Annotated in this window: 15 protein-coding genes; all 15 read left to right on the top strand. The window is 74.4% G+C overall.

What is annotated here, in order from left to right:
- The first annotated feature begins 7 nt into the window (after nt 1-7).
- The 15 genes from BJY28_RS16115 (at nt 8) to BJY28_RS05025 (ending at nt 22,422) form a co-directional block, all read left to right on the top strand.
- Nucleotides 8-1,762, top strand: coding sequence for a serine/threonine-protein kinase (locus BJY28_RS16115; RefSeq protein WP_246313348.1), 1,755 nt, complete (start codon nt 8-10; stop codon nt 1,760-1,762).
- A 65-nt stretch (nt 1,763-1,827) separates the two neighbouring features.
- Nucleotides 1,828-3,294, top strand: a complete 1,467-nt coding sequence (locus tag BJY28_RS05090) for a CCA tRNA nucleotidyltransferase (RefSeq protein WP_343036971.1) — start codon at nt 1,828-1,830, stop codon at nt 3,292-3,294.
- Nucleotides 3,295-3,304: 10 nt separating this feature from the next.
- Nucleotides 3,305-3,784 (top strand): hypothetical protein, encoded by a 480-nt coding sequence (locus tag BJY28_RS05085; protein WP_179462044.1) that lies wholly within the window; start codon nt 3,305-3,307, stop codon nt 3,782-3,784.
- A gap of 80 nt (nt 3,785-3,864) precedes the next feature.
- Nucleotides 3,865-5,139: a WXG100 family type VII secretion target gene (locus BJY28_RS05080; RefSeq protein ID WP_179462043.1), complete on the top strand. Its 1,275-nt coding sequence runs from the start codon at nt 3,865-3,867 to the stop codon at nt 5,137-5,139.
- A 123-nt stretch (nt 5,140-5,262) separates the two neighbouring features.
- Entirely contained in the window at nt 5,263-5,733 is a 471-nt protein-coding gene (locus BJY28_RS05075; protein WP_179462042.1) for a hypothetical protein, read from the top strand.
- A 145-nt stretch (nt 5,734-5,878) separates the two neighbouring features.
- Nucleotides 5,879-6,352 (top strand): hypothetical protein, encoded by a 474-nt coding sequence (locus BJY28_RS05070; RefSeq protein WP_179462041.1) that lies wholly within the window; start codon nt 5,879-5,881, stop codon nt 6,350-6,352.
- An 11-nt stretch (nt 6,353-6,363) separates the two neighbouring features.
- Nucleotides 6,364-7,200, top strand: coding sequence for a PP2C family protein-serine/threonine phosphatase (locus BJY28_RS05065; protein WP_343036970.1), 837 nt, complete (start codon nt 6,364-6,366; stop codon nt 7,198-7,200).
- Nucleotides 7,201-7,202: 2 nt separating this feature from the next.
- Nucleotides 7,203-9,233, top strand: coding sequence for an FHA domain-containing protein (locus tag BJY28_RS05060; RefSeq protein ID WP_179462040.1), 2,031 nt, complete (start codon nt 7,203-7,205; stop codon nt 9,231-9,233).
- Nucleotides 9,234-9,240: 7 nt separating this feature from the next.
- Complete coding sequence (locus BJY28_RS16110) at nt 9,241-11,031, top strand: serine/threonine-protein kinase (protein WP_343036969.1); 1,791 nt, start codon at nt 9,241-9,243, stop codon at nt 11,029-11,031.
- A complete protein-coding gene (locus tag BJY28_RS05050; protein WP_179462039.1) occupies nt 11,028-11,732 on the top strand; it encodes a hypothetical protein in 705 nt (234 codons plus the stop codon). The genes BJY28_RS16110 and BJY28_RS05050 overlap by 4 nt, the downstream gene beginning before the upstream one ends.
- A gap of 22 nt (nt 11,733-11,754) precedes the next feature.
- Nucleotides 11,755-13,089, top strand: a complete 1,335-nt coding sequence (locus BJY28_RS05045; protein ID WP_179462038.1) for a hypothetical protein — start codon at nt 11,755-11,757, stop codon at nt 13,087-13,089.
- 97 nt (nt 13,090-13,186) lie between these two features.
- Nucleotides 13,187-14,155: an AAA family ATPase gene (locus tag BJY28_RS05040; protein WP_179462037.1), complete on the top strand. Its 969-nt coding sequence runs from the start codon at nt 13,187-13,189 to the stop codon at nt 14,153-14,155.
- Between the two features lie 25 nt (nt 14,156-14,180).
- Nucleotides 14,181-15,620 (top strand): DUF58 domain-containing protein, encoded by a 1,440-nt coding sequence (locus BJY28_RS05035; RefSeq protein ID WP_179462036.1) that lies wholly within the window; start codon nt 14,181-14,183, stop codon nt 15,618-15,620.
- Nucleotides 15,617-18,025 carry a transglutaminase-like domain-containing protein gene (locus tag BJY28_RS05030; protein WP_179462035.1) on the top strand — a complete coding sequence of 803 codons (2,409 nt, stop codon included), beginning with the start codon at nt 15,617-15,619 and terminating at the stop codon, nt 18,023-18,025. The genes BJY28_RS05035 and BJY28_RS05030 overlap by 4 nt, the downstream gene beginning before the upstream one ends.
- Nucleotides 18,022-22,422, top strand: a complete 4,401-nt coding sequence (locus BJY28_RS05025) for a type VII secretion EssC family protein (RefSeq protein WP_179462034.1) — start codon at nt 18,022-18,024, stop codon at nt 22,420-22,422. The genes BJY28_RS05030 and BJY28_RS05025 overlap by 4 nt, the downstream gene beginning before the upstream one ends.
- The last annotated feature ends 98 nt before the right edge of the window (nt 22,423-22,520 follow it).

Genomic DNA, 22,520 nt, shown 5'->3' with positions numbered 1-22,520 from the left:
GGCGACGATGTCGCCGACCGAGCCTCCGCAGATCCCGGGGCTGGCCTACGTCCAGCGCCTGGGGTCCGGGGGCTTCGCCGACGTCCATCTCTACCGCCAGGAGCTGCCGCGGATGCTGGTGGCGGTCAAGGTGCTGCACTCGGCGGCCACCGACCTGCGCGAGCAGCTGGTCGCCGAGGCGAACACCATGGCCGAGCTGGCCGAGCACCCCTACATCGTCACGGTGCTGCGCGCCGACGTCGCCGACGACGGCCGCCCCTACCTGGTGATGAGCTACTACCCCCGGCCGAACCTCTCGGTGCGTGCCCGGCAGCGTGCCCTGCCGGTGAGCGAGGCGCTGCGCACCGGGGTGCAGCTGGCCTCGGCGGTGGAGACCGCGCACCGGGCCGGGGTGCTGCACCGCGACATCAAGCCGGCCAACGTGCTCGTCTCCTCCTACGGGGCGCCGGCGCTGGCCGACTTCGGGATCGCCGGCCGGGCGGCCGAGGTGGACGACCACGACGACGTCGGCGTGTCGGTGGCCTGGAGCCCGCCAGAGGTGCTGCGCGGCAGCAGCAACGGGTCGGTCGCCGCGGACGTGTACTCGCTGAGCGCGACCATCGCCTTCCTGCTCAGCGGCCGAACCCCCTTCGAGCAGGTGGACGGGGACAACTCGGGGGACGCGCTCGTCCGGCGCACCCTCGGCGACCGGCCGCGGCGCACCGACCGGGAGGACGTGCCGGAGTCGTTGGAGCGCCTCCTGCAGGCGGGCATGGCCAAGAACCCGGCCCGTCGTCCCGGCAGCGCCCTGGCCCTCGGGCTGGACCTGCAGCGGGTGGAGCAGGAGCTGCGGCTGCCGCGCACCGAGCTCGTGGTCGACGACGACGAAGGGTGGCGGGACCGCGCCTCGTCACCGGTCACCACGCGCGCGTCGGCGCCCCGGACCTCGTCCCGGTCCGATGCCTCGGCCGGGTCTGCGGGCGGGTCCTCGTCCGGCTCGTCGGCCGTTCCTCCGCCCGCGGCCCGTCTCGCCCCGAGCGAGGCCTCCGGCGGGTCGGGTGCCATGCCGGCGGACCCCGGCCCACCGGCGCCGCGGGCGCCGCACGGACCTCCTCCGCCGGAGCCGCCCGGCCCGGGGTCGGGCTCGGCCACGACGGGTCCGACCGATCCGCCCGCGCGACGCCGCTCTGCCGGGGTCGTCGTCGCGGCGGTGGCGGCCGCTGCGCTGCTGCTCGGCGGGGGCGTCGCGGCGGCGATGGTCCTCACCGACGACCCGGACGACGAGCTGACCACCGACGGTGGCCGGGGTCAGAGCACCGACCCGAGCAGCACCGATCCCAGCAGCACGGACCCGAGCTCCGACTCCGGCAGCGGCTCGAGCAGCGACGGCAGCACCGCAGGCGGAGAGGTCGACCCCTGCCTCGTCGGCACCTGGGAGGCGGTGAGCAACCGGCAGGTGGACTACACCGGTGCGGTGATCACCGGTATGAACCCGACGACGACGGTGTCCGACGACGGCACGGTCCGGGTCGAGTACGACCAGGTGGAGACCGAGGGAGCGGACCTGGTCCTCGACGGGGTCGCCGAGTACCGGATCAGCACCGACGACGGGCGGGTCCGCTGGAGCGTCGAACGGGACGACGTAGACATCACCCGGGGCGGCGAACCGGACTCGATGTCGCTGAGCAGCTACTCCGCGGACTACACCTGTGCCGACGGACGGTGGGTGGAGGACTCCGGGGGCAGCAACGAGTTCCGGGCGATCCGCGAGCGCACGTCCTGAGCCGTCCCCGCCCTGACCTACGCTGGTGGCCCGTGCCTGCCCGCCCCCTTCGCACCCGGTGACCCGTGACCAGTGACGCCGAGCTCCCTCCGGAGGCCACCGCCCAGGTGGTCGCCGACGCGCTCGCCCGCCTCGAGCCGGTGCTGCCGCTGCTGCGCGACCTCGGCGAGCGGTTCGCCGCCGACGGTCACGAGCTGGCCCTCGTCGGGGGACCCGTGCGGGACGCCTTCCTCGGCCGGGACAGCCTCGATCTGGACCTGACGACCAGCGCCCGCCCGGAGCAGATCGAGCCGCTGCTGGAGCGCTGGGGCAGCGCCACCTGGGACATGGGCCGCGACTTCGGCACCATCGGCGCCCGGCGCGGCGAGACCGTCGTCGAGGTGACCACCTACCGCGCCGACGAGTACGACCGGACCACCCGCAAGCCGGTGGTCGCCTTCGGCGACGACCTCGCCGGCGACCTCGTCCGGCGCGACTTCACGGTCAACGCGATGGCGCTGCGCCTGCCGCACCTGGAGCTGGTCGACCCGCACGGCGGGATGCTCGACCTGGCCGCGGGCCGGTTGCGCACCCCCTCGACGCCCGAGGTCTCCTTCGCCGACGACCCGCTGCGGATGCTGCGGGCCGCCCGCTTCGTCGCCCAGCTCGGGCTGACCCCGGCGCCCGACGTCGTCACCGCGATGACCGCCGCCGCGCCCAGCCTGGAGATCGTCTCCGCCGAGCGGGTCCGCGACGAGCTGGTCAAGCTGCTGCTCGCGCCGGACCCGGTCGCCGGGCTGCGGCTGCTCGTGGACACCGGGCTGGCCGATCAGGTGCTGCCCGAGCTGCCCGCGCTGCGCCTGGAGATCGACGAGCACCACCGGCACAAGGACGTCTACGAGCACTCCCTCACCGTGCTGCAGCAGGCCATCGACCTCGAGTCGGGCGCCGACGGCCCGGTGCCCGGACCGGACCTCGTGCTGCGCCTGGCGGCCCTGCTGCACGACATCGGCAAGCCGGCCACCCGCCGCTTCGAGGACGGCGGCGGGGTCTCCTTCCACCATCACGACGTCGTCGGGGCCAAGCTCACCGCGAAGCGGATGCGGGCGCTGCGCTTCGACAAGGACACGACGAAGGCGGTGGCCCGGCTGGTCGAGCTGCACCTGCGCTTCCACGGGTACGGCGACGGGCAGTGGACCGACTCGGCGGTGCGCCGCTACGTCACCGACGCCGGCGACCTGCTGCAGCGGCTGCACCGGCTCACCCGGGCCGACTGCACCACCCGGAACCGGCGCAAGGCCGACCGGCTGCGCCGGGCCTACGACGACCTCGAGGAGCGGATCGACCGGCTGGCCGAGCAGGAGGAGCTGGACCGGGTCCGGCCCGAGCTCGACGGCAACCACATCGGCGAGATCCTCGGCATCCCGCCCGGCCCGGAGCTCGGCGAGGCCTACCGCTTCCTGCTCGAGCTGCGCCTGGACGAAGGGGTGCTCGGCCCGGAGGTCGCCGCGGAGCGGCTGCGCCGGTGGTGGGCGGGGCGGTCCAGCGCCTAGGGTCGGGGCCGTGAGCACCACGGTGGAGTACCCCAGCGAGATCGTGCCCCGGCCGCCGCGCCTGACCATGGACCTGCCGGAGGACTGGCAGCAGGTGTGGGCGCCGGAGACCCTGATCGCGGTCCGGAAGGCGGACGACGGCTCCGGCCGGTTCCTGCCGAACGTCGCCGTGACCCACCGGGTGGTGCCGGCCCCCTACGACGGGGACCGTGCCTACGCCGACCTGCAGGCCTTCGTGGCCGGCAAGGACGAGGGCGAGGTGCGCCCGCTGCGCACCAAGACCATCGACGGCCAGGAGTGGGTGGGCACCGACGTCGCCTTCGTCGAGCCCGAGGCAGGCACCGTCGCGCAGATCCACCTCTTCCTGCTGCGGCAGCGTGGCGAGGTCGTCGACCTGCTGCAGGTGGTCGGCTCCTTCGGGGCTGCCGAGCTGGAGCAGGACCAGGCCGTGGTCGGCCAGGCGCTGGAGTCGGTGCGCGTCACCTGGTGAGCCGGCGGGGAGTTCTCCCCATGGGCGGATCGCCGCCGCGGCCCTAGCGTGGTCCCGAACGCCACGAGACGGGAGCCGACATGACCGTGCAGCAGGGGATGGACAGCGCCAGGGTGCGCGAGATCGCCGGGCAGCTGCGGACCGGGAGCCGACGGATCAGCGACGTGCAGGGCAAGGGGACCGCCAGCGCTCGCGTGCTGCGTGGCTCCTGGGAGGGCGAGGACGCCACCACCCTGCTCGACAGCTGGGAGGACGACGCCGTCACCCGGCTGGCGCAGGCCGCCGAGCGGCTGATGACCGCCGCCGAGGACCTCGGTCGGCAGGCCGACCAGCAGGACCAGGCCAGCGACGCCACCGGCGGCGGGCACAGCCAGGGCAGCGGGGTGCCGACCGCCCCGCCCGGGCCCGGCGCGCCGGGTGGGCCGGGCGGTCGCGGGCGGCAGACGCCCTTGGAGGTCTCGAAGGAGACCGACGAGTATGAGTTCGAAGGTGAGTACTCCATCACCGGCCGTGGCCAGGACGCGCCGGGTGTGCGTACCAACACCGACGAGGACGGGAACAAGCACCACTACGACCCGCTCACCGGCAAGACCTGGGTCGAGGACAAGGACGGCAAGTGGACCAACGCCGCCGACCCGACCGGCTACTCGGAGCACTCCGAGGGTGGTGAGCGGTACGGCGAGGGCGGGGGCCGCAAGGAGTGGGGCAAGGAGTTCTCGCACGAGAAGGACTTCGACAGCAAGGTCGGCGACACGATCTCCGACGTCAACGACGCCGTGCGCACCGAGCCCTTCGTCGAGGTGGGCGACAAGGTGGAGGCCGATGCAGCGGTCGCCAAGGGCTCGGTCGGTGATGAGCAGACCGGCGCCTCCGGCTCGGTGCTCTCGGCCGACGCCAGCGCCGAGGGCTCCGCGGGGGTCAGCCTCGACCAGGGGGCCTACGCCGAGGGCGGCGCCCAGGCCGGCGCCTACGTCGGCAAGGGCGAGGCCCACTGGGGCAACGACTACGGCACCTCGGCCAACGTCGAGGGCTACGTCGGCGCCCAGGCCTCCGTCGAGGGCAGCGCCAGCATCGGCCCGGACGGGGCCCAGGTGGCCGCCGGTGGCGAGGTCTTCGCCGGCGGCAAGGTCGAGGGCGCGGTCAGCCAGGACGTCGGCGACTACGGCACCGTCGGGGTGGGCGGCTCGGTGTCCTACGGCATCGGTGCTGAGGCCAACGTCGAGGGCGAGATCAGCATGGACAAGGTCGGCTTCAGCGGCGACATCGGTCTCACCCTCGGTGTCGGCGCCGAGGTGAACGTCGACCTCTCCTTCAGCCCGAAGGAGATCGCCGACGACCTCACCTTCTGGGACTGAGCAGCCAAGACCGCGCGCTGATTCGGCTGAGCGTCCCACGCCCGCCCACCACCCGGGGTCCGGTGTCCATCCACCATCACCCGGCCCCCACCACCACCGGCACGAGCACCGCAGGAGAGCAGCATGAGCACCGTCAGCTACCCCAGTCCCGTCGTCCCCGGCCCGCCCCGGCTGGCCCTGCAGATCCCGGAGGGGTGGGAGCAGGTCTGGGCCCCGGACACCCTCATCGCCGTGCGGGACACCGCCGACGGCCACTTCCGGGCCAACGTCGTCGTCCGCTTCTACCAGCGGCTGGCCCCCTTCGGCCCGGAGCAGGTCGAGGCCGAGCTCGGCCAGTACGCCGCCTCGCACACCGACGGCAGCCTGGGCGCGCTGCGCGACCAGACCATCGACGGGCGGCAGTGGGTCGGCGCCGAGCTGACCTACACCGAGCAGCCGGTCGGTGAGGTCGGCCAGGCGCACTGGTTCACCGCCGCCGCGCAGAACGACGTCATGGACGTCATCCAGGTCACCGGCTCGTGGAGCGGTGACCGGCGCGAGGCAGACTTCCCGCTCGTCGACGCGGTCATCGACTCCATCCGGGTGCGCACCTGACCCATCCACCGCGCTACCACGCAGTAAGTGCTGCGATCACAGCACTTCCTGCGTGGTAGCCGGCGGTACCCGGACGGGCGGGCGGCTGCGCCGCGAGGCCCCGATCAGCCATGATGGGCGCGGACACGAGGGAGGACACCGAGACATGCCTGAGCTCAGCTACCCCAGCGACACCTTCCCGGGGCCGCCGAGCGTGACGCTCGACGCCCCGGACACCTGGGGACCGGTGCGGGTCGGCGGCACCCTGCTGGCCTGCCGGAAGATCGAGAGCGACGACAGCTTCGCGCCGAACGTCGTCGTCCGCGGCTTCCAGCGGACCTCGGACTTCACCATGCGCTCGGCCGTCGCCGAGCTCAAGGACTTCGTCGACCGGCAGCCGGAGGGCTCGCTGGACGACCCCTTCGAGATCGAGCTCGGCGAGGTCCCCTTCGTCGGCGTCAACGTCTCCTGGAACGACCCGGAGATCGGCACCATCGTCCAGATCCACCTCTTCGCCGGCTCGCGGCGCGGCCGGGTCGTCGACCTGGTCCAGGCCACCGGCTCGGTCGGCGGCGCCGGGGCCGAGGCCGGCTACGCCGAGGTGCAGCAGATCCTGCAGACCGTCCGCGTGAGCACGTGAGCAGCCACGCCGTGACGGACGATCCCGCGCTGCCCGACGCCCGGACGCCCGCGCCCCGCCTGAAGGTGGGCGCGGCCACCGACGTCGGCCGGGTCCGTGAGCACAACGAGGACGCGGCGATCGCCGAAGGGGTGGTCTTCGCCGTCGCCGACGGCATGGGCGGGCACGCCGCCGGGGAGGTGGCCAGCGGCATCGCCGTTGACACCCTGCGCGAGATCGCCGGTCGCGCCCCGCTGAGCGTCGAGGACCTCGAGCAGCAGCTGGACGCCGCCAACCGGCGGATCCTCGGCGCGGTCCACGAGCAGCCGGAGCGCCGGGGCATGGGCACCACCGTCACCGGGGTGGCCCTGGTCAGCGTCGGCGGCACCGACCACTGGGCGGTCTTCAACGTCGGCGACTCCCGGGTCTACCGCTGGCTGGACGGCACGCTGAGCCAGGTCACCGTCGACCACTCCGAGGTGCAGGAGATGATCTCGGCCGGGGTGATCACCCCGGACGAGGCCCGCACCCACCCGCTGCGCAACGTCGTCACCCGCTCGCTGGGCACCGACGCGCAGCACCAGCCCGACGTGTGGGTGATCCCGCCCTACCCCGGGGAGCGTTTCGTCATCTGCTCCGACGGGCTGACCAACGAGCTCGACGACCGCGACCTGCGCGAGCTGCTGCAGGAGCACCCCGACGCGCAGCAGGCCGCCGAGCAGCTGGTGCGCGAGGCCGTCGTCGCCGGGGGCCGGGACAACGTCACCGTCGTCGTGGTCAACCTCGAGGGCGAGCCGCCCGAGGACACGGTCACCAGCCCGCGCGAGGCTGACGAGCGCACCGCCCCACGAGACGTCGAGGAGAAGTGAGCATGCAGACGAGCGAGCCGGGCCCGGGATGGGTCGAGGTCGCGGCCGGCGACCTGCTGCTGCTGGTCCGCGGCGACGACGCCCTGCGCGAGCGGGTGCAGGGTGCGCTCGCCGCGCAGCCCGGTGAGGACCCGGCCGACGTGGTCGTCGACGAGCTGACCTCCGCCGGGGTCCGCCGCGCACCCGACTTCGCCCTCGTCGACCGGGCCGGTGCCCGGGTGCTCGTCCGCGGCCGGGCGATGGCCGTGGTGACCGGCGCCGACGGCGTCGAGCGCGAGGTGCTCGCCCCGGCGCGGGCACCGTGGAGCGACGAGGACCTGCCCGCCGAGGCGTCGGTGCGGCTGGCTGACCGGGACGAGCCGGGCGAGGCGGAAGGGGAGACCCCGACCGGGGACGAGCCCGCCGACACGGAGTCCGGCGACCCTGTACCCACCGACGCGCCCATGTCCGACGCTGCGCCGTCCGACATGGAGTCCGCCGAGCCCACGCCGTCCGAGCCCACGCCGTCCGAGCCCACGCCGTCCGAGCCGGCCCCGGCCGCCTCGGGCTGGGCGATGCCCTCGGTCTTCGGCGGGGCCCGGCCGGCCCTGACGGTCGTGCCGGACGAGGGGGAGCGCCGCGGCTCGAGCGTGGCCCCGGCGCCTGAGCCCGCCCCCGACGCCCCGACCCCGGACGGCACCGCATCCCCCGAGGTCGCCTCCCCCGAGGTGGCGGCGCCCAGCGCCGACCCTGGCCCTGCCGACCCGGCTGCCACGACCGGCTCCGGTCCGGACGAGACCGCCGCCGACCCGGGCACCCCGGACCAGGCCGACGAGGAGGACGACGAGCTGCCCAGCTTCGACTTCCTCTTCGGCAACACCAGCCACCACCGCAGCTCGCTGCAGCCCGAGGAGCCGGAGATCGACTCCGGACCGGTGGCCTCGGCCGGCGGCTTCCAGGCGCCCGAGCCCAGCTCGAACGCGACGCTCGCCCCGCCCTCGGAGGAGGACGCGCTCGCCGAGGAGCCGGCGGCGCCCAGCGGGTCGCCGAGCGAGCCCGCCGCTGAGCCGGCCGGGCTGCCGCCGATGCCCAGTGCTGGCGGCGAGCCCGAGCAGCCGGCCCCGCACGAGCCGGCCCCGTCCGACGCCGGGATGTCCGCCCCGGCGCCCGCCGCCCCCGTGCCGGGCGACGCGGTGTCCGCCGAGCCCGTGCCGTCGAGCCAGTCCGGCACCTCCCCGGCCTTTGACGCCGACGGTCACCTCGTCGGCGCCCGAGTCGGCGCCCCGGCCAGCCCCCCGGCCGAGCGCCCGGCGGAGCCCGGTGCGCCGGCGGACGGTCTCATCGCCGCCGTGCCATGGGGCCAGGGCGCGCCGGCACCGGAGCCCGCGGCCCCGGGCGGCCAGGACGAGCCTGGGCAGCCCGCACCGGCAGCCGGCGAGGCTGGAGGACATCCCGCCCCCGGGCCTCACCCGGGCCACGGCCGCGGGACGGGTCTGCCCACCTTCGGGGATCCGGCTCCGGCCCCCGACCAGCCGGGTGCGACGCCGGACCAGCCCGGTGCGGCACCCGACCAGCCATCTGCGCCGGCCGAGGCCCCCGTGGTGCTCGCCGTCCGCTGCCCGTCCGGGCACCTCAGCGCGCCGCACGCCACCCGCTGCCGGGTCTGCCAGCAGGAGCTGCCCGAGCAGGAGCCGGAGCAGACGCCCCGGCCGGCCCTGGGCCTGCTGCGCCTGTCCACCGGCGACGTCGTCGAGCTCGACCGCGGGGTGCTGCTGGGCCGAGCCCCCAAGGCCGCCGACGAGATCACCGGCCTGCCGCCGCACCTGGTGCGGGTGGCCAGCCCGGACAACGAGATCTCCCGGAACCACGCCGAGATCATCCTCGACGGCTGGCACGTGCTGGTCCGCGACCTCGGCTCGACCAACGGCACCACCGTGGCGCTGCCCGGCTCCAGCCCGGTGCGGGTCCGCCCGGGCGACCAGCAGACGATCGAGCCCGGCACGACGATCACCCTGGCCGACCAGGTCTCCATGGTGCTGGAGGTCACGGGATGATGCCCCGGTGAGCACCGCCATCCCGCCCGACCTCGACGGCCTGGACCACGTCCAGCCGCTCGGCTCCGGAGGCTACGCCGACGTCTTCCTCTACGAGCAGCAGATGCCGCGGATGAAGGTGGCGGTCAAGGTGCTCAAGGCGGACGGCCTGACCCCGGGGATCAAGCGGCAGTTCATCGACGAGGCCAACACCATGGCCCAGCTGGCCGACCACCCCTACATCGTCCAGGTCTTCCGCTCCGGCACCAGCGACGACGGCCGCCCCTACCTGGTCATGAAGTACTACCCGCCGCCGAACCTGGCGCAGCGGGCCCGGGCCGAGCGGTTCTCCGTCGAAGAGGTGCTGCGCACCGGCATCCACCTGGCCAGCGCGGTGGAGACCGCGCACCGGGCCGGGGTGATCCACCGCGACATCAAGCCGGCCAACGTGCTGGTCAGCCAGTACGGCACCCCGGGGCTGACCGACTTCGGCATCGCCGGCCGTGGCGGTGTCCTCGAGGACCTCGACGACGACGTCGGGGTCTCGGTGCCCTGGGCCCCGCCGGAGGTGCTCTTCGGCCAGAGCAACGGTGACGCCCGCGCCGACGTGTACTCGCTCGCGGCCACCCTCTGGCAGCTGCTCGTCGGGCGCTCCCCCTTCGAGGTGCCCGGCGGGGACAACACCACCTACGCGCTGATGCCGCGGATCCGCTCCAACCCGCCGCCCAGCACCGGCCGGGCCGACGTCCCCGCGGGGATGGAGCGGCTGCTCGCGCAGGCGATGGCCAAGAACCCGCTGGCCCGCCCGGCGACCGCGCTCGAGCTCGCTCGCAGCCTGCAGCAGATCGAGCAGGAGGCCCGCTTCGCCCGCACCGCGATCGTCGTGCTCGACGAGCAGGGGCACTCCGGCGACGTCGGGGGTCCGCCGGTCTCCTCCCAGGAGCGGACCCGGCTGCGGACCAGCCCTGCGCCCGCTGCCGGCGCGCCCACCGGTGCCCCGCCGGTCGCCGGCCCTCCCGCCGGCGGGTCCGCGGCTCCGCCGCCCCCGACCCCGACGCCACCACCGGTGGCCGGGTCCCAGCCCGCAGCGCGCGCCGGGACCGCCATGGGCAGCTCGGCCACCCCGCCCCCGCCACCGCTGAGCCAGCCGGTCATCGCCGGCCAGCTCAGCGGCGGCCGCTCGATCGCCCAGGCGCCACCGACCCGGATCGCCGACGGGGTCGCCGACCTGCCGGGCTCCTTCGCCCAGGGCACGGCCACCACCACCCGCAGCGGCACCAGCACCGGGTCCACCGGGACCGACGGCGCCGCACCCCCCGGACCCGGGGGAGAGCGTCCGAGCGGCAAGGACCCCCAGGAGCCCCGGCCGAAGGGGATCCAGGTCGGCCTGCTCCCCTTCGTCCTCACCGTCGTCGGTGTCCTGCTCGTGGTCGCGCTGATCGTCGCGGCCGTGTGGTGGACCGGGCGGGACGACGGCGAGACGGTGACCACCAGCACCAGCGGGGATCCCGGCCAGGCCGGTCTCGGCGGACGGCCGGAGGTCGAGGTGCAGCCCACCAGCGAAGGAGGCGACCCGAGGATGAGCATCACGGTCAGCTACGAGTCCCTGCAGGAGGACGACGTCGTCCGGCTGCGGGCCGGCGAGGACGAGCAGTCCCTCGAGGGCGGCGGGACGGACTGGCCGCTGGCGGCCGGCGAGACCGAGACCTACGAGGTGGTCAGCCCGGGCGCCCGGCGCTGCTACGTCGCCCGGGTCGAGCGCGGCGACCAGCGCACCGCCTGGTCGGCGCCGCGCTGCGAGACGGCGGTGACCGGATGAGCGCCTCGGTCACCGTCGACTTCTGCGGCGAGCTGCACCCGGTCGACCCGGAGAACCCGCTGCTCATCGGCCGGGAGGGCGACGTCGAGATCGACGACAACCCCTTCCTGCACCGGCACTTCCTCCAGGTGAGCAACGAAGGGGGCTGGTGGTGGCTGACCAACGTCGGCACCACCCTGACCGCCACCGTCGCCGACAAGAAGGGGCTCTTCCAGGCCTGGCTCAACCCCGGTGCCCGGATCCCGCTGGCCTTCGAGCGGCTCACCGTGTGGTTCACCGCCGGCCCGACCACCTACGACCTCGACATCGTCCTGGAGAACCCCACCTTCACGGCCGTGGACACCGAGACGGTCGCGCCCGACCACTCCGGCGAGACCACCGTCGGCCGGGTCGCGCTCACCCCCGACCAGAAGCTCCTCGTGGTCGCCCTGTGCGAGGACTTCCTCCGCCGCGAAGGTGCCGGGCAGGGGCAGATCCCCAGCTCCGCGGTGGCCGCCGAGCGCCTGGGCTGGAAGGTCACCAAGTTCAACCGCAAGCTCGACAACGTCTGCAGCAAGCTGGCCGACGGCGGCATCCGCGGCCTGCACGGCGGCCCCGGCAAGCTCGCCAGCAACCGCAAGTCCCGGCTCGTCGAGCACGCCCTGTCCACCCGGATGGTCACCCCCGAGGACCTCGCGCTGCTCGACGCGGCGCGCGACTGAGCGCGCGGAGCAGGGGCAGGGGATGAGCAGCACCGAGGCCACCGGGGAGGTGGCGGACCGGCCGTCGCGCCGGCGCTGGGTCCGGGTGGTCTCCGGGACGGTGGTCGCGCTGCTGGTGGCGGTGCTGGCGATCTTCGCGGTCCGCGCCGACGGCGAACCGGTGCACGACGTCGCGATGACCGACGGCGGGGTGTGGGTCTCCGGCGGGCGCACCGGTCACTGGGCCCGGGTCAGCAGCGGGGCGCACGCCTTCGACGTCGTCCTCGACGGGGCCGGCGACATCCCCGAGCAGGACTACCGGGCGGTGCCGGGCGAGCGGTCCCCGGGCCACGTGCGCACCCCGGACGTCCTCCAGGACGGGCGGCACGCGGTCGGGGTGACCAGCCAGGGCGAGCTCGTCGGCTTCGACACCCGCACCGGCGAGGCGCTCGAGCCGGGGCCGACCCTGCCCGAGCGGGCCCCGCAGACCGGGCAGCTGTACTTCCAGCCGGACATCGTCGACCTGCGCGGCGGCACCATCGCCATGGTCGACAGCACCGACGGCCAGGTGTGGGCGGTCCGGCTCGACCCCAGCGGGCGGGCCGACCTCTCCGGCCTCGGCCCGGGCGCCCCGACCGTCGCCGACATCGGCGGCAGCGCGGCGGTCGCCGTGGACGTCACCGGCAACGTCAAGGCGGTCTCGGCGGAGACCGGCGAGGTCGTCGACATCCCGGTCGAGGGCGACGGCTTCGGCGCCCCGGAGCGCACCGACGTCGAGATCGACGGCATCGCCGCGGACATCACCGCCGTCGGCGAGGACTGGGTGGTCATGGACGGCGCGAGCGGCGAGATCTTCCACGAGGGTGCGCCCACCGAGCCCGAGACCCTGCCCGACGGCGGTCAGGTCGGGCAGGAGGGCACCGGCCTCGTGGTCGCCGCCCTGCAGCAGCCGGGACCGGAGGCGGACCGGGTCGCCGTGCAGACCGTCGCCGGCACCGCCTTCGTCGACCTGGCGGAGTCCGTCGGCGGCGAGCAGCCCCCGGAGATCGTCAGCGGGCTGGACGCCCAGGACCGCTTCACCCGGCAGATCAAGATCTCCCGACCGGTGGTCCTCGGCGACTGCGTCACCGCCGCCTGGGGCCGGGCCTCGAGCATCCTGCACGCCCGGGCATGCGAGCCCGGCAGCACCGGGGTGAGCCAGATCAGCCCGGCCGGCGACACCGGACGCCGCGCCGGGGTCGCGGTGCGGTACAACCAGGGTCAGCTGGTCCTCAACGACCTGGAGACCGGCCGGGTCTACGACCTCGCGCTGCCCACCGACGAGCTGCGGATCGACACCTGGCCGGTGCCGGCCACCCGCCGCACCCCGAGCGGATGACCCGGCACCCGCGGCCGCCGGCCCCGCCGCCGCGACCCGACCGCAGCAGCACGAGAACCGACCGTACGAGCACGACGAGCACAGGAGCAGCAGAGCGATGAGCGTCTCGCAGGAGCAGGCCGGCTGGTTCGCCCAGGCCTTCGGCCAGATGGTCGGCAACATCGACCAGGCCGTGCTGGGCAAGCAGCAGGTGGTCCGCCTCGCCCTGACCTGCCTGCTCTCCGAGGGGCACCTGCTGCTCGAGGACTACCCGGGCACCGGCAAGACCCAGCTCGCCCGGGCGCTCGCGGCCACCGTGCAGGGCAGCCACAGCCGCATCCAGTTCACCCCCGACCTGCTGCCCAGCGACGTCACCGGGGTGACGATCTACGAGCAGGCGAAGCGGAGCTTCGAGTTCCACCGCGGCCCGGTCTTCGCCACCATCGTCCTGGCCGACGAGATCAACCGGGCCTCGCCGAAGACCCAGTCGGCGCTGCTGGAGGTCATGGAGGAGGGCCGGGTCACCGTCGACGGCACCACCCACGAGGTGGGCCGACCCTTCATGGTCGTGGCCACCCAGAACCCGATCGAGCAGGCCGGCACCTACCGGCTGCCCGAGGCGCAGCTGGACCGCTTCCTCATGCGCACCACCCTCGGCTACCCCGACCACGAGGCGACCGTGGCGGTGCTCGCCGACGCCGCCCGCCGAGACCGCTCGAAGGGGCTTCGGCCGGTGGTCACCGCGCAGGTGGTCAGCGACATGGCCGCCCTGGCCGACCAGGTGCACATCGACTCGGCGATCCTCGCCTACGTCTCCCGGATCGCCGAGGAGACCCGGCGGCACGTCAACGTCCGGCTGGGCCTGTCCGTGCGCGGCTGCCTCGCCTTCGTCCGGTGCGCCAAGACCTGGGCGGTCAGCCAGGGCCGCACCCACGTCGTCCCCGACGACGTCAAGGCCCTCGCCGAGGCGATCATGAGCCACCGGCTGCTGCTGACCGCCGAGGCCGAGTTCGCCGGGGTCGAGGTGGTCGACGTCATCAGCCAGGTGCTGGCCGAGGTCGCCCCGCCGACCGAGCGGGTCGCCTGAGCCCTCGACGCCGACGAGCCCCACGATGAGCAGCAGCCGACGCCCCCCGACCCCGGAGCCGCCCCGGGGTCGCGGTCGTGTCCCGGCGCAAGAACCGGTCGAGCCGGTCCGCCAGGACCCGGTGCCGACCGGCGACGAGCGGCTGCAGGAGATGGCCAGCGCCGTCCAGCAGCGGGCCCGCGGCAACCGCCGCACCGTCACCCTGCCCGGCGCCCCGGTCACCGCCTACCGCGGGACCCAGCAGGCCGGTCGGGCAGTGGCCCGCGGCGCGGTCGCCGCGGACGCCCGGGTGCGGCGCACCTGGCTCGGCGGGCACCTGGACTGGATCACCCGGCTCGGCTGGTCCACGCTCGCGCTCGGCCTGGCGTGCGGCCTGCTCGCCGTGCTGCTCGGCTGGGTCGAGCTGGCCCTGGTCGCGGTGCTCGCGGTGATGGTCGTCGTCCTCTGCGTGGCCGCCGCGGTCGGTCGTCACCGGGCCGACGTCGAGCTGTCGGTGGTGCCGGCCCGGGTCGACATCGGGGAGCGCTGCCGCGGCCGGGTGGTGATCACCAACGCCTCGCGCCGGACCATGCTGCCATCGCTGGTGCGGCTGCCGGTCGGCGGTCAGGAGAGCGTCTTCGTCGTGCCGCTGCTGCGGCGCCGTGCCCGGCACAGCCACACCTTCGAGGTGGACACCGGCCGGCGCGGGGTGGTCCCGGTCGGACCGCCGCGCACCGAGCACGGCGACCCGCTCGGCATCACCCGCCGGGTCAAGACCTTCGGCGGCACCACCAGCGTGCACGTCCACCCGCGCCGGGTCGCGCTGGAGTCCGGGGCGCACGGGCTGCTCGTCGACCTCGAGGGCCAGGCCACCCCGAAGACGTCGATGGCCGACATCACCTTCCACGCGCTGCGCGACTACGAGCCCGGTGACGACCGGCGCTACGTGCACTGGCGCTCCTCGGCCAAGCACGGCCGGCTGCTCGTGCGGCAGTTCCAGGAGACCCGCCGCAGCCACCTCAGCGTGGTCGTCGACACCGACCCGGCGATGTACCCGGCCGGCGGCGAGGACGACGTGGAGACGGCGATCTCGGTGGCCGCCTCGCTGATGGTCCAGTCGATCGTCGACGAGCAGGAGGCGACGGTCGTCTGCCGCGACCGCAGCGCCTCGCGGACCACCGTCCCGCTGGTCCTGGACGCCCTCACCACGGCCAGCACCGGCCGGGTCGACCTGGTGCGCAGCGCCCGCCAGGCGGTCGCGCTGGCCCCGGACTCCTCGGTGGCCGTGCTGGTCAGCGGGCCCGGCCGCGCCTTCCTCGAGCTGCAGCAGTGCCTCGGCGAGTTCGAGACCGAGGTGCACACCGTGGTCGTCGTGGTCGACCCCGGCGCCGCCGTCGGGCTGCGCCGGCTGCGCGGCCTGGTCGTCGTCACCATCACCGCGCTCGAGGACCTCTCCCGGGTGCGCTCCGGGCTGGCGCCGGCATGAGCGGGGTGGTCGGCGCCCCGAAGGAGGGGATGGTCAAGCCCCAGCTCACCGGGCGGGAGAAGGTGCGGGCCACCCTGGGCCGGATGCGTCCCGGGCGCGAGCACCTCGTCGACGCCCTCTTCACCCTGGCCGTGGTGACCTGCGCCCTGGTGGGGCTGCGCACCGCGCTCTTCGGCTGGGAGTGGATCCGGGCCGCGGCGGTCGGGGCGGTCCTCGGCCTGGTCGTCGGTCACGTGCAGGCGACCTACCGCTGGCCGCTGGTGGCCACCACCGCCTTCGGCGCGGTGCTCTACCTGCTCGTCGGAGCGCTCGTCGCGGTCCGCGACGACATCCGCTGGTACGTCGTGCCCACCGGCCAGACCTTCAAGGACCTGGCCCTGGCCCCGGTGCAGGGCTGGAAGGGGATGCTCACCCTCGTCCCGCCGGTGGACGCCCGGGGGCAGTACGTGGCCATCGCCCTTCTCGTCGCGCTCGTCGGCACCACCCTGACCTACGCCACCGCCCGGGTCACCCGCTCGCACCTGCGGCTCGTGCTGGCACCGCTGGCCCTGCTCGCGGTGACCATCACCCTGGGCACCGAGGAGACCGCCGGCCGCTGGGTGCAGGGCCTGCTGCTCGGCGCGCTGCTGCTGCTGTGGTGCGTCGAGCGGGCGCAGCGCGGGGTGGACCGGGTCGGCGGCGGACGGCCCGCCCTCACCCGGCTCCTCGGCGGCGCCCTGATCCTCGCGCTCGCCGCCGGGGTGGCCGCCCTGGTGGCGCCGGCGCTGCCGGGCGTGGACGGCCCGGACGACCGGCGGGTGCTGCGCACCGAGGTCGTCCCGGGGTACGACCGGACCGTCTTCCCGTCGCCGCTGAGCGGCTACCGGGAGTACACGCAGGGCAGCCCCACCGGCTGGTACGACCAGCAGCTCTTCCAGGTGGACGGGGTGCCGGCGACCACCCCGATGCGGCTGGCCACCCTGGACACCTGGGACGGACGCGAGTGGGGGGTCCTCGGGCGCGGCGGCACCCAGGAGGACGCCGGCCGCTCCTTCCAGCAGATCGGTCGGCGGGTCGGTGTCGCCGAGACCGCCGGCGAGCCCTCCCGGATGAGCGTCACCGTCCCGGAGGACGGCTACACCGGTCGGCTCATGCTCACCAGCGGCGAGATCCAGGGCATCGAGGTCGAGTCCGAGGAGATGCGCGAGCAGGTCTGGCTCAACCTCTCGACGAACAGCATGCTGCACCCCCCGCGGCTCGACCCGGGCGACAGCTACCGGCTGCGCACCGCGCTGCCGGCGACCGCCTCCGGGATCATCCCGGACGATCTGCAGGTGGCCTCCGGGGCGCTGCCCATGGGCGCCGACCTCGACTTCGTCAACGGCCGGATCAACCACTGGGCGCCGGACGCCTCCGCTACCCCGTGGAGCCGGTTCGTCGCCGTCGCCCGCGGGATGAAGGAGGAGGGGCGCTACTCCGACGGCACCACCGCGGTGAGCGCCGACGGCACCCTCACCGACGCCCAGCGGGTGCAGCGCTACCGCAGCGGGTCCCGCTACCCGGCCGGTCACGGCCGCGGCCGGCTCGACGACTTCCTCAACAGCACCCCGCTGGTCGGCAACGACGAGCAGTACGCCGCCTCGCTGGCGCTCATCGGCAACCAGCTCGGCATCCCCACCCGGGTCGTGCTCGGCGCGGTGCAGACCGAGGACGGGATCATCCGCGGCCGCAACGTGCACGCCTGGGTGGAGGTGCGCACCCAGGCCGGCGACTGGTACCCGATCGTCAGCCAGAACTTCGTGCCCGCCGCCGAGCAGGCCCCGCCCGCCGCGGGCACGCGGGCCTGGCAGGCCCCGGACACCCAGGCGCCGCCGCAGCCGCCGCCACCCCCGCCCCCGGCTCCCGAGCCGGCGGTCGACTGGGGCGACCCCACGAGCTGGCCGCTGTGGGCCCAGCTGCTCGGGCTCCTCGTGCTGGTGCCGCTGCTGCTGGTCGTGCTCGTCCCGGCCGCCGCGGCGCTGCGCCGCGCGCTGCGCTGGCGGCGCGGCAGCGGGGACCGCCGGGTCGGGCGCGCCTGGGCGGACCTCGTCGAGGAGGCCCGCGGCCTGGGCCGGACCATGCCCGCCGGCGGCACCCGGGTCGAGCAGGCGCTCGCCCTCGGGCCGCAGGTCGACGCGGTCCCGGCCGCGATCGCCGCCGACGCCCTGGTCTTCGCCGAGGGCGAGGTCGCCGCGGAGCGGGTGACGGCCTGGCAGCGGGAGCTGCGCGCGGTCCGTCGCCGGATGAGGCGAGCAGCCCCCGTGCGCACCCGGCTGCGGGCTACCGTCGACCCACGACCCCTGCTCTCCCGCCGGGTGGACGTCGGCCTGGACGACCCCACCCGCACCTCGTCCCCCGACCCGGCACCGCGGAAGGCCACCCGATGAAGCTGATGTTCACCCTGCGCGGGTCGAACGACAAGGAGTCCGACCTCGTCGCCACCGTCGACGGCCGCACCACCGTGGGCGACCTCGCCGAGCACCTGGTGCGCTCGGACCCCGAGCGGCAGAAGAACGGCGGCTACCTCGAGCGCGACGACCTCGGCGAGCACACCCTCACCCTCGTCGACGAGGGCAACCGGGCGGTCGACCCGCACACCACCGTCCAGGAGTCCGGGCTGCGCTCCGGGGTGCACCTTGGGCTGACCCGGCGCTCGTCCGGCTACCAGGACAGCGGGGCCCCGGTGGCCACCGCGACCGTCATCGCCGGCCCGGACACCGGCCGGGAGTTCCCGCTGCAGCGCGGCACCGCGCACGTCGGCCGGGGCCGCAGCTGCGAGGTCGGGGTGAACGACGCCTCGGTGTCGCGGCGGCACGCCAAGCTGCTCGTCGCCGACGTCGTCGAGGTCACCGACCTCGGCTCCTCCAACGGGGTGGTGGTCGGCGAGGAGCGGGTCGACCGGGCGATCCTGCGGGAGGGTGACACCTTCACCGTCGGCGACTCCACCTTCGAGATCAGCACCCAGACGAAGGCGGCCGGGGTCACCGCCGGGCCCTCCGGGGACGTCTCCTTCTCCCGGTCGCCGCGGATCGCGCCGATCTACCAGGGGCTCACCTTCGAGGTGCCGGACCTGCCCGAGCGGGGCAAGCCGCAGCGGATCCCGCTGGCGATGATGCTCGTGCCGGTCTTCATGGGCGCGACGCTCTTCGCCATCACCCGCAGCCGCTTCACCATCATGTTCATGCTCATGATGCCGATGATGATGCTGGCCAATGCGTGGGAGTCCAAGCGCCGCGTCCGGCTCGACTTCGAGGAGGCGATGGAGGACTTCCGCGAGGACGTCGCCTACCTCGTCGAGGACATCGAGGTGGAGCTGGACCGGGAGCACGACGTGCGCCGGCAGGAGCACCCGGCGGTCGCCGAGCTGTCCCAGGCGGTCGCCCGGCACCACCCGCTGATGTGGACCCGTCGCCCCGGCGAGCCGGGCTTCCTGGAGTACCGGCTGGGGCTCGGGGTGCGGCCCAGCCGCAGCGAGATCAAGCTGCCGAAGATGGGCCGCAGCCGGGCCGAGGCCTGGCTGGAGGTCTCCAAGCTCATGCAGGGCCTCGGGGTCGTCGCCGACGTCCCGGTCACCGGGCTGCCGCTGCTGGACGGCGCCGTCGGGGTGGCCGGTCAGCGCGAGGCCGCGCTCGGCCTGGCCCGCTCCCTGGTGGTGCAGACGATCTCGGCGCACTCCCCGGCCGAGGTGATGGTCTGCGCGCTGGCGTCGACGAGCTCGGCCCGCGACTGGGACTGGCTGAAGTGGGCGCCGCACACCTCCTCCCCGCAGAGCCCGCTGGACGTGCAGCACACCGCGAGCTCCGGCCCGGGCTGCTCGGCGATCATGGAGCAGCTGGAGGACCTCCTCGCCAAGGGCAGCGAGCGGGACGCCCCGACCGGCCCGGCCATCGTCGTGCTCATCGAGAACGACGCACCGGTGGACCGGGCCCGCCTGGTGCAGCTGGCCGAGCACGGCTGGAAGCAGCGGGTCGTGGTCATCTGGGTCGCCCCGGTGGTCGAGCAGCTGCCGGCCGCCTGCCGCACCTTCGTCGAGGTCGCCGAGGACGGCACCTGCAAGGTGGGCTGGGTCGGCCCGGCCCAGGTGGCGGCCGAGGTCCAGGCCGACCTGCTCCCCCTGGAGCACGCGGTCGAGGTGGCCCGCCGGCTCTCCCCGATCGTCGACTCCGGCGCGCTCAACGAGGACGACTCGGACATCCCCCGGGCGGTGTCCTTCCTCGCCCTGACCGGTCCGGAGATCGCCAGCTCGCAGATGGCCGTCATCGAGCGCTGGAACGAGAACCGCTCGATCCTCACCGGGCCGCACGCCCCGGGCACCCCGAACCGTAAGCCGGGCACCCTGCGCGCGGTGCTGGGCCAGTCGGCGCTGGGCACCTACAGCGTCGACCTGCGCAGCGACGGCCCGCACGCCCTCGTCGGCGGCACCACCGGCGCCGGCAAGTCGGAGCTGCTGCAGGCGTGGATCCTCGGCATGGCCACCGCGCACAGCCCGCAGCGGGTGACCTTCCTGCTCGTCGACTACAAGGGTGGGTCGGCCTTCCGGGACTGCGTCAACCTGCCGCACACCGTCGGCATGGTCACCGACCTCAGCCAGCACCTGGTCCGCCGGGCGCTGGCCTCGCTCTCGGCCGAGCTGCACTACCGCGAGCACCTGCTGGCCCGCTTCAAGGCCAAGGACCTCGTCGAGCTGGAGCGCCGCGGCGAGGTCGAGGCCCCGCCGAGCCTGATCATCATCGTCGACGAGTTCGCCGCCCTGGTCCAGGAGGTGCCCGACTTCGTCGACGGCGTGGTCAACATCGCCCAGCGCGGACGATCCCTCGGCATCCACCTCATCCTGGCCACCCAGCGACCGGCCGGCGTCATCAAGGACAACCTGCGGGCCAACACCAACCTGCGGATGGCGCTGCGGATGGCCGACACCGACGACTCCACCGACGTCCTCGGCACCGCCGAGGCGGCCTACTTCGACCCCGGGCTGCCGGGACGGGCGATGGCGAAGTCGGGGCCGGGTCGGCTGGTGCCCTTCCAGACCGGCTACGCCGGCGGCTGGACCAGCGACACCCCGCCCCCGCCGGACATGCTCGTCGAGACCCTCTCCTTCGGCGCCCCGGTGCGCTGGGAGCTGCCCGCGGCTCCCTCGGTGGACGACGACGAGGACCTCGGCCCGACGGACATCCAGCGGGTCGTCGAGAGCGTCGAGCGGGCCCGCGAGACCGCGGACATCCCGATCCCGCGCAAGCCGTGGCTGCCCGAGCTCGAGGACGTCTACGACCTGGCCGCGCTGCCCACCGACCGGCGCGACGACGAGCTGGTCCTCGGGGTGGCCGACAACCCGGACCTGCAGGCCCAGCCGACGATCTCCTTCCGCCCGGACGCCGAGGGCAACCTGGCCGTCTACGGGGCCTCCGGCTCCGGCAAGAGCGCCTTCCTGCGCACCATCGCCACCGCGGCCGGCTTCACCGTCCGCGGCGGGCCCTGCCACGTCTACGGCCTCGACTTCGGCAACCGCGGCCTGAGCATGCTCGAGGAGCTGCCGCACGTCGGCAGCATCATCTCCGGGCAGGACGAGGAGCGGGTCAAGCGGCTGCTGACCAGGCTGCGGGAGATCATCGACGAGCGGGCGGTGCGCTACTCCCGGGCCAACGCCACGACGATCACCGCCTACCGCAAGCTCTCCGGCAACCGGGACGAGCCGCGGATCTTCGTGCTCGTCGACGGGCTGACCGCCTTCCGCAGCGCCTACGAGTCGACCGGTGCGCTGATGCGCTGGCTGGACGCCTTCACCGCGCTGCTCGGCGACGGCCGTCCGGTCGGGGTGCACTTCGTGCTCTCGGTGGACGCCCGCAACGGCCTGCCGGTGGCCATGGGCAGCTCGGTGCAGTCCCGTTTCGTGCTGCGGATGGCCACCGAGGACGACTACGCCTTCCTCGGGGTGCCCACCGACGTGCTCAGCGGCGACTCGCCGCCCGGGCGCGGCATCTTCAAGAAGCGCGAGGTGCAGGTGGCCGTGCTCGGCGGCACCCAGGACGCCTCCGAGCAGTCCCGGATGCTGCACGGCTTCGCCGAGGCGATGGGGCGCTCCGGGGCGAGCCCGGCGGCCGAGATCGCCGCGCTGCCGGAGAAGGTGCCGGCGCAGAGCCTGCCGGCCGAGGTGGGTGGCCTGCCGGTGGTCGCGATGAACTCCGACGAGCTGGCGCCGGTGGCCCTCGACCCGAAGGGCGGCTTCGTCGTCACCGGCCCGCCGGGCAGCGGGCGGACCACCGCGGTCGCCGGCATGGTGCGGGCGATCAAGCGCTGGAAGTCGGACGCGCACTGCTACCTCATCACCCTGCGGCGCAGCTCCGAGCTGCTGGACATGCCGGAGTTCGAGGCCACCGCCACCCGCGAGGAGGCGATCAAGGAGCTGTGCGTGGAGCTGAAGGCCAAGGCCGAGGACGAGACCTCCGGGATGATCGTGCTCGTCCTGGAGAAGGTCGACGACCTCGCCGTGGCGCCGCACCAGACGCCGCTGCAGGACGCGGTCAAGCCGCTGGTGGACAACGACCACGTGGTGATCGGCGAGGCCGACCCGCAGGCGCTGACCACGAGCATGGGCCTGCAGGGGCTGCTCAAGAGCAGCCGTAGCGGCATCGCCCTGGCCCCCGACGGCTCCGAGGCGTCGATGATCTTCAAGACCACCTTCCCGCCGCTGGCCCGGGTGCAGATGCCCGAGGGGCGCGGGGTGCTGGTGCGCCGCGGCAAGGCCGAGATCGTCCAGGTCGCCCTCCCCGAGGAGGTCCGTGCCTGAGGGGAGAGGGCTGTCGTCCACTCCTCGATCACGATCCAGATTCCTTGTGCGACAACGGATCTGGTGCTCCCCGTGGATGGGGAGGGCGATGGGGAGTT

Source organism: Janibacter alkaliphilus, assembly GCF_013408565.1.
Classification (GTDB): Bacteria; Actinomycetota; Actinomycetes; order Actinomycetales; family Dermatophilaceae; genus Janibacter; species Janibacter alkaliphilus.
The sequence above is the reverse complement of the archived record's forward strand: the minus strand, read 5'-3'. Positions and strand labels throughout refer to the sequence as shown.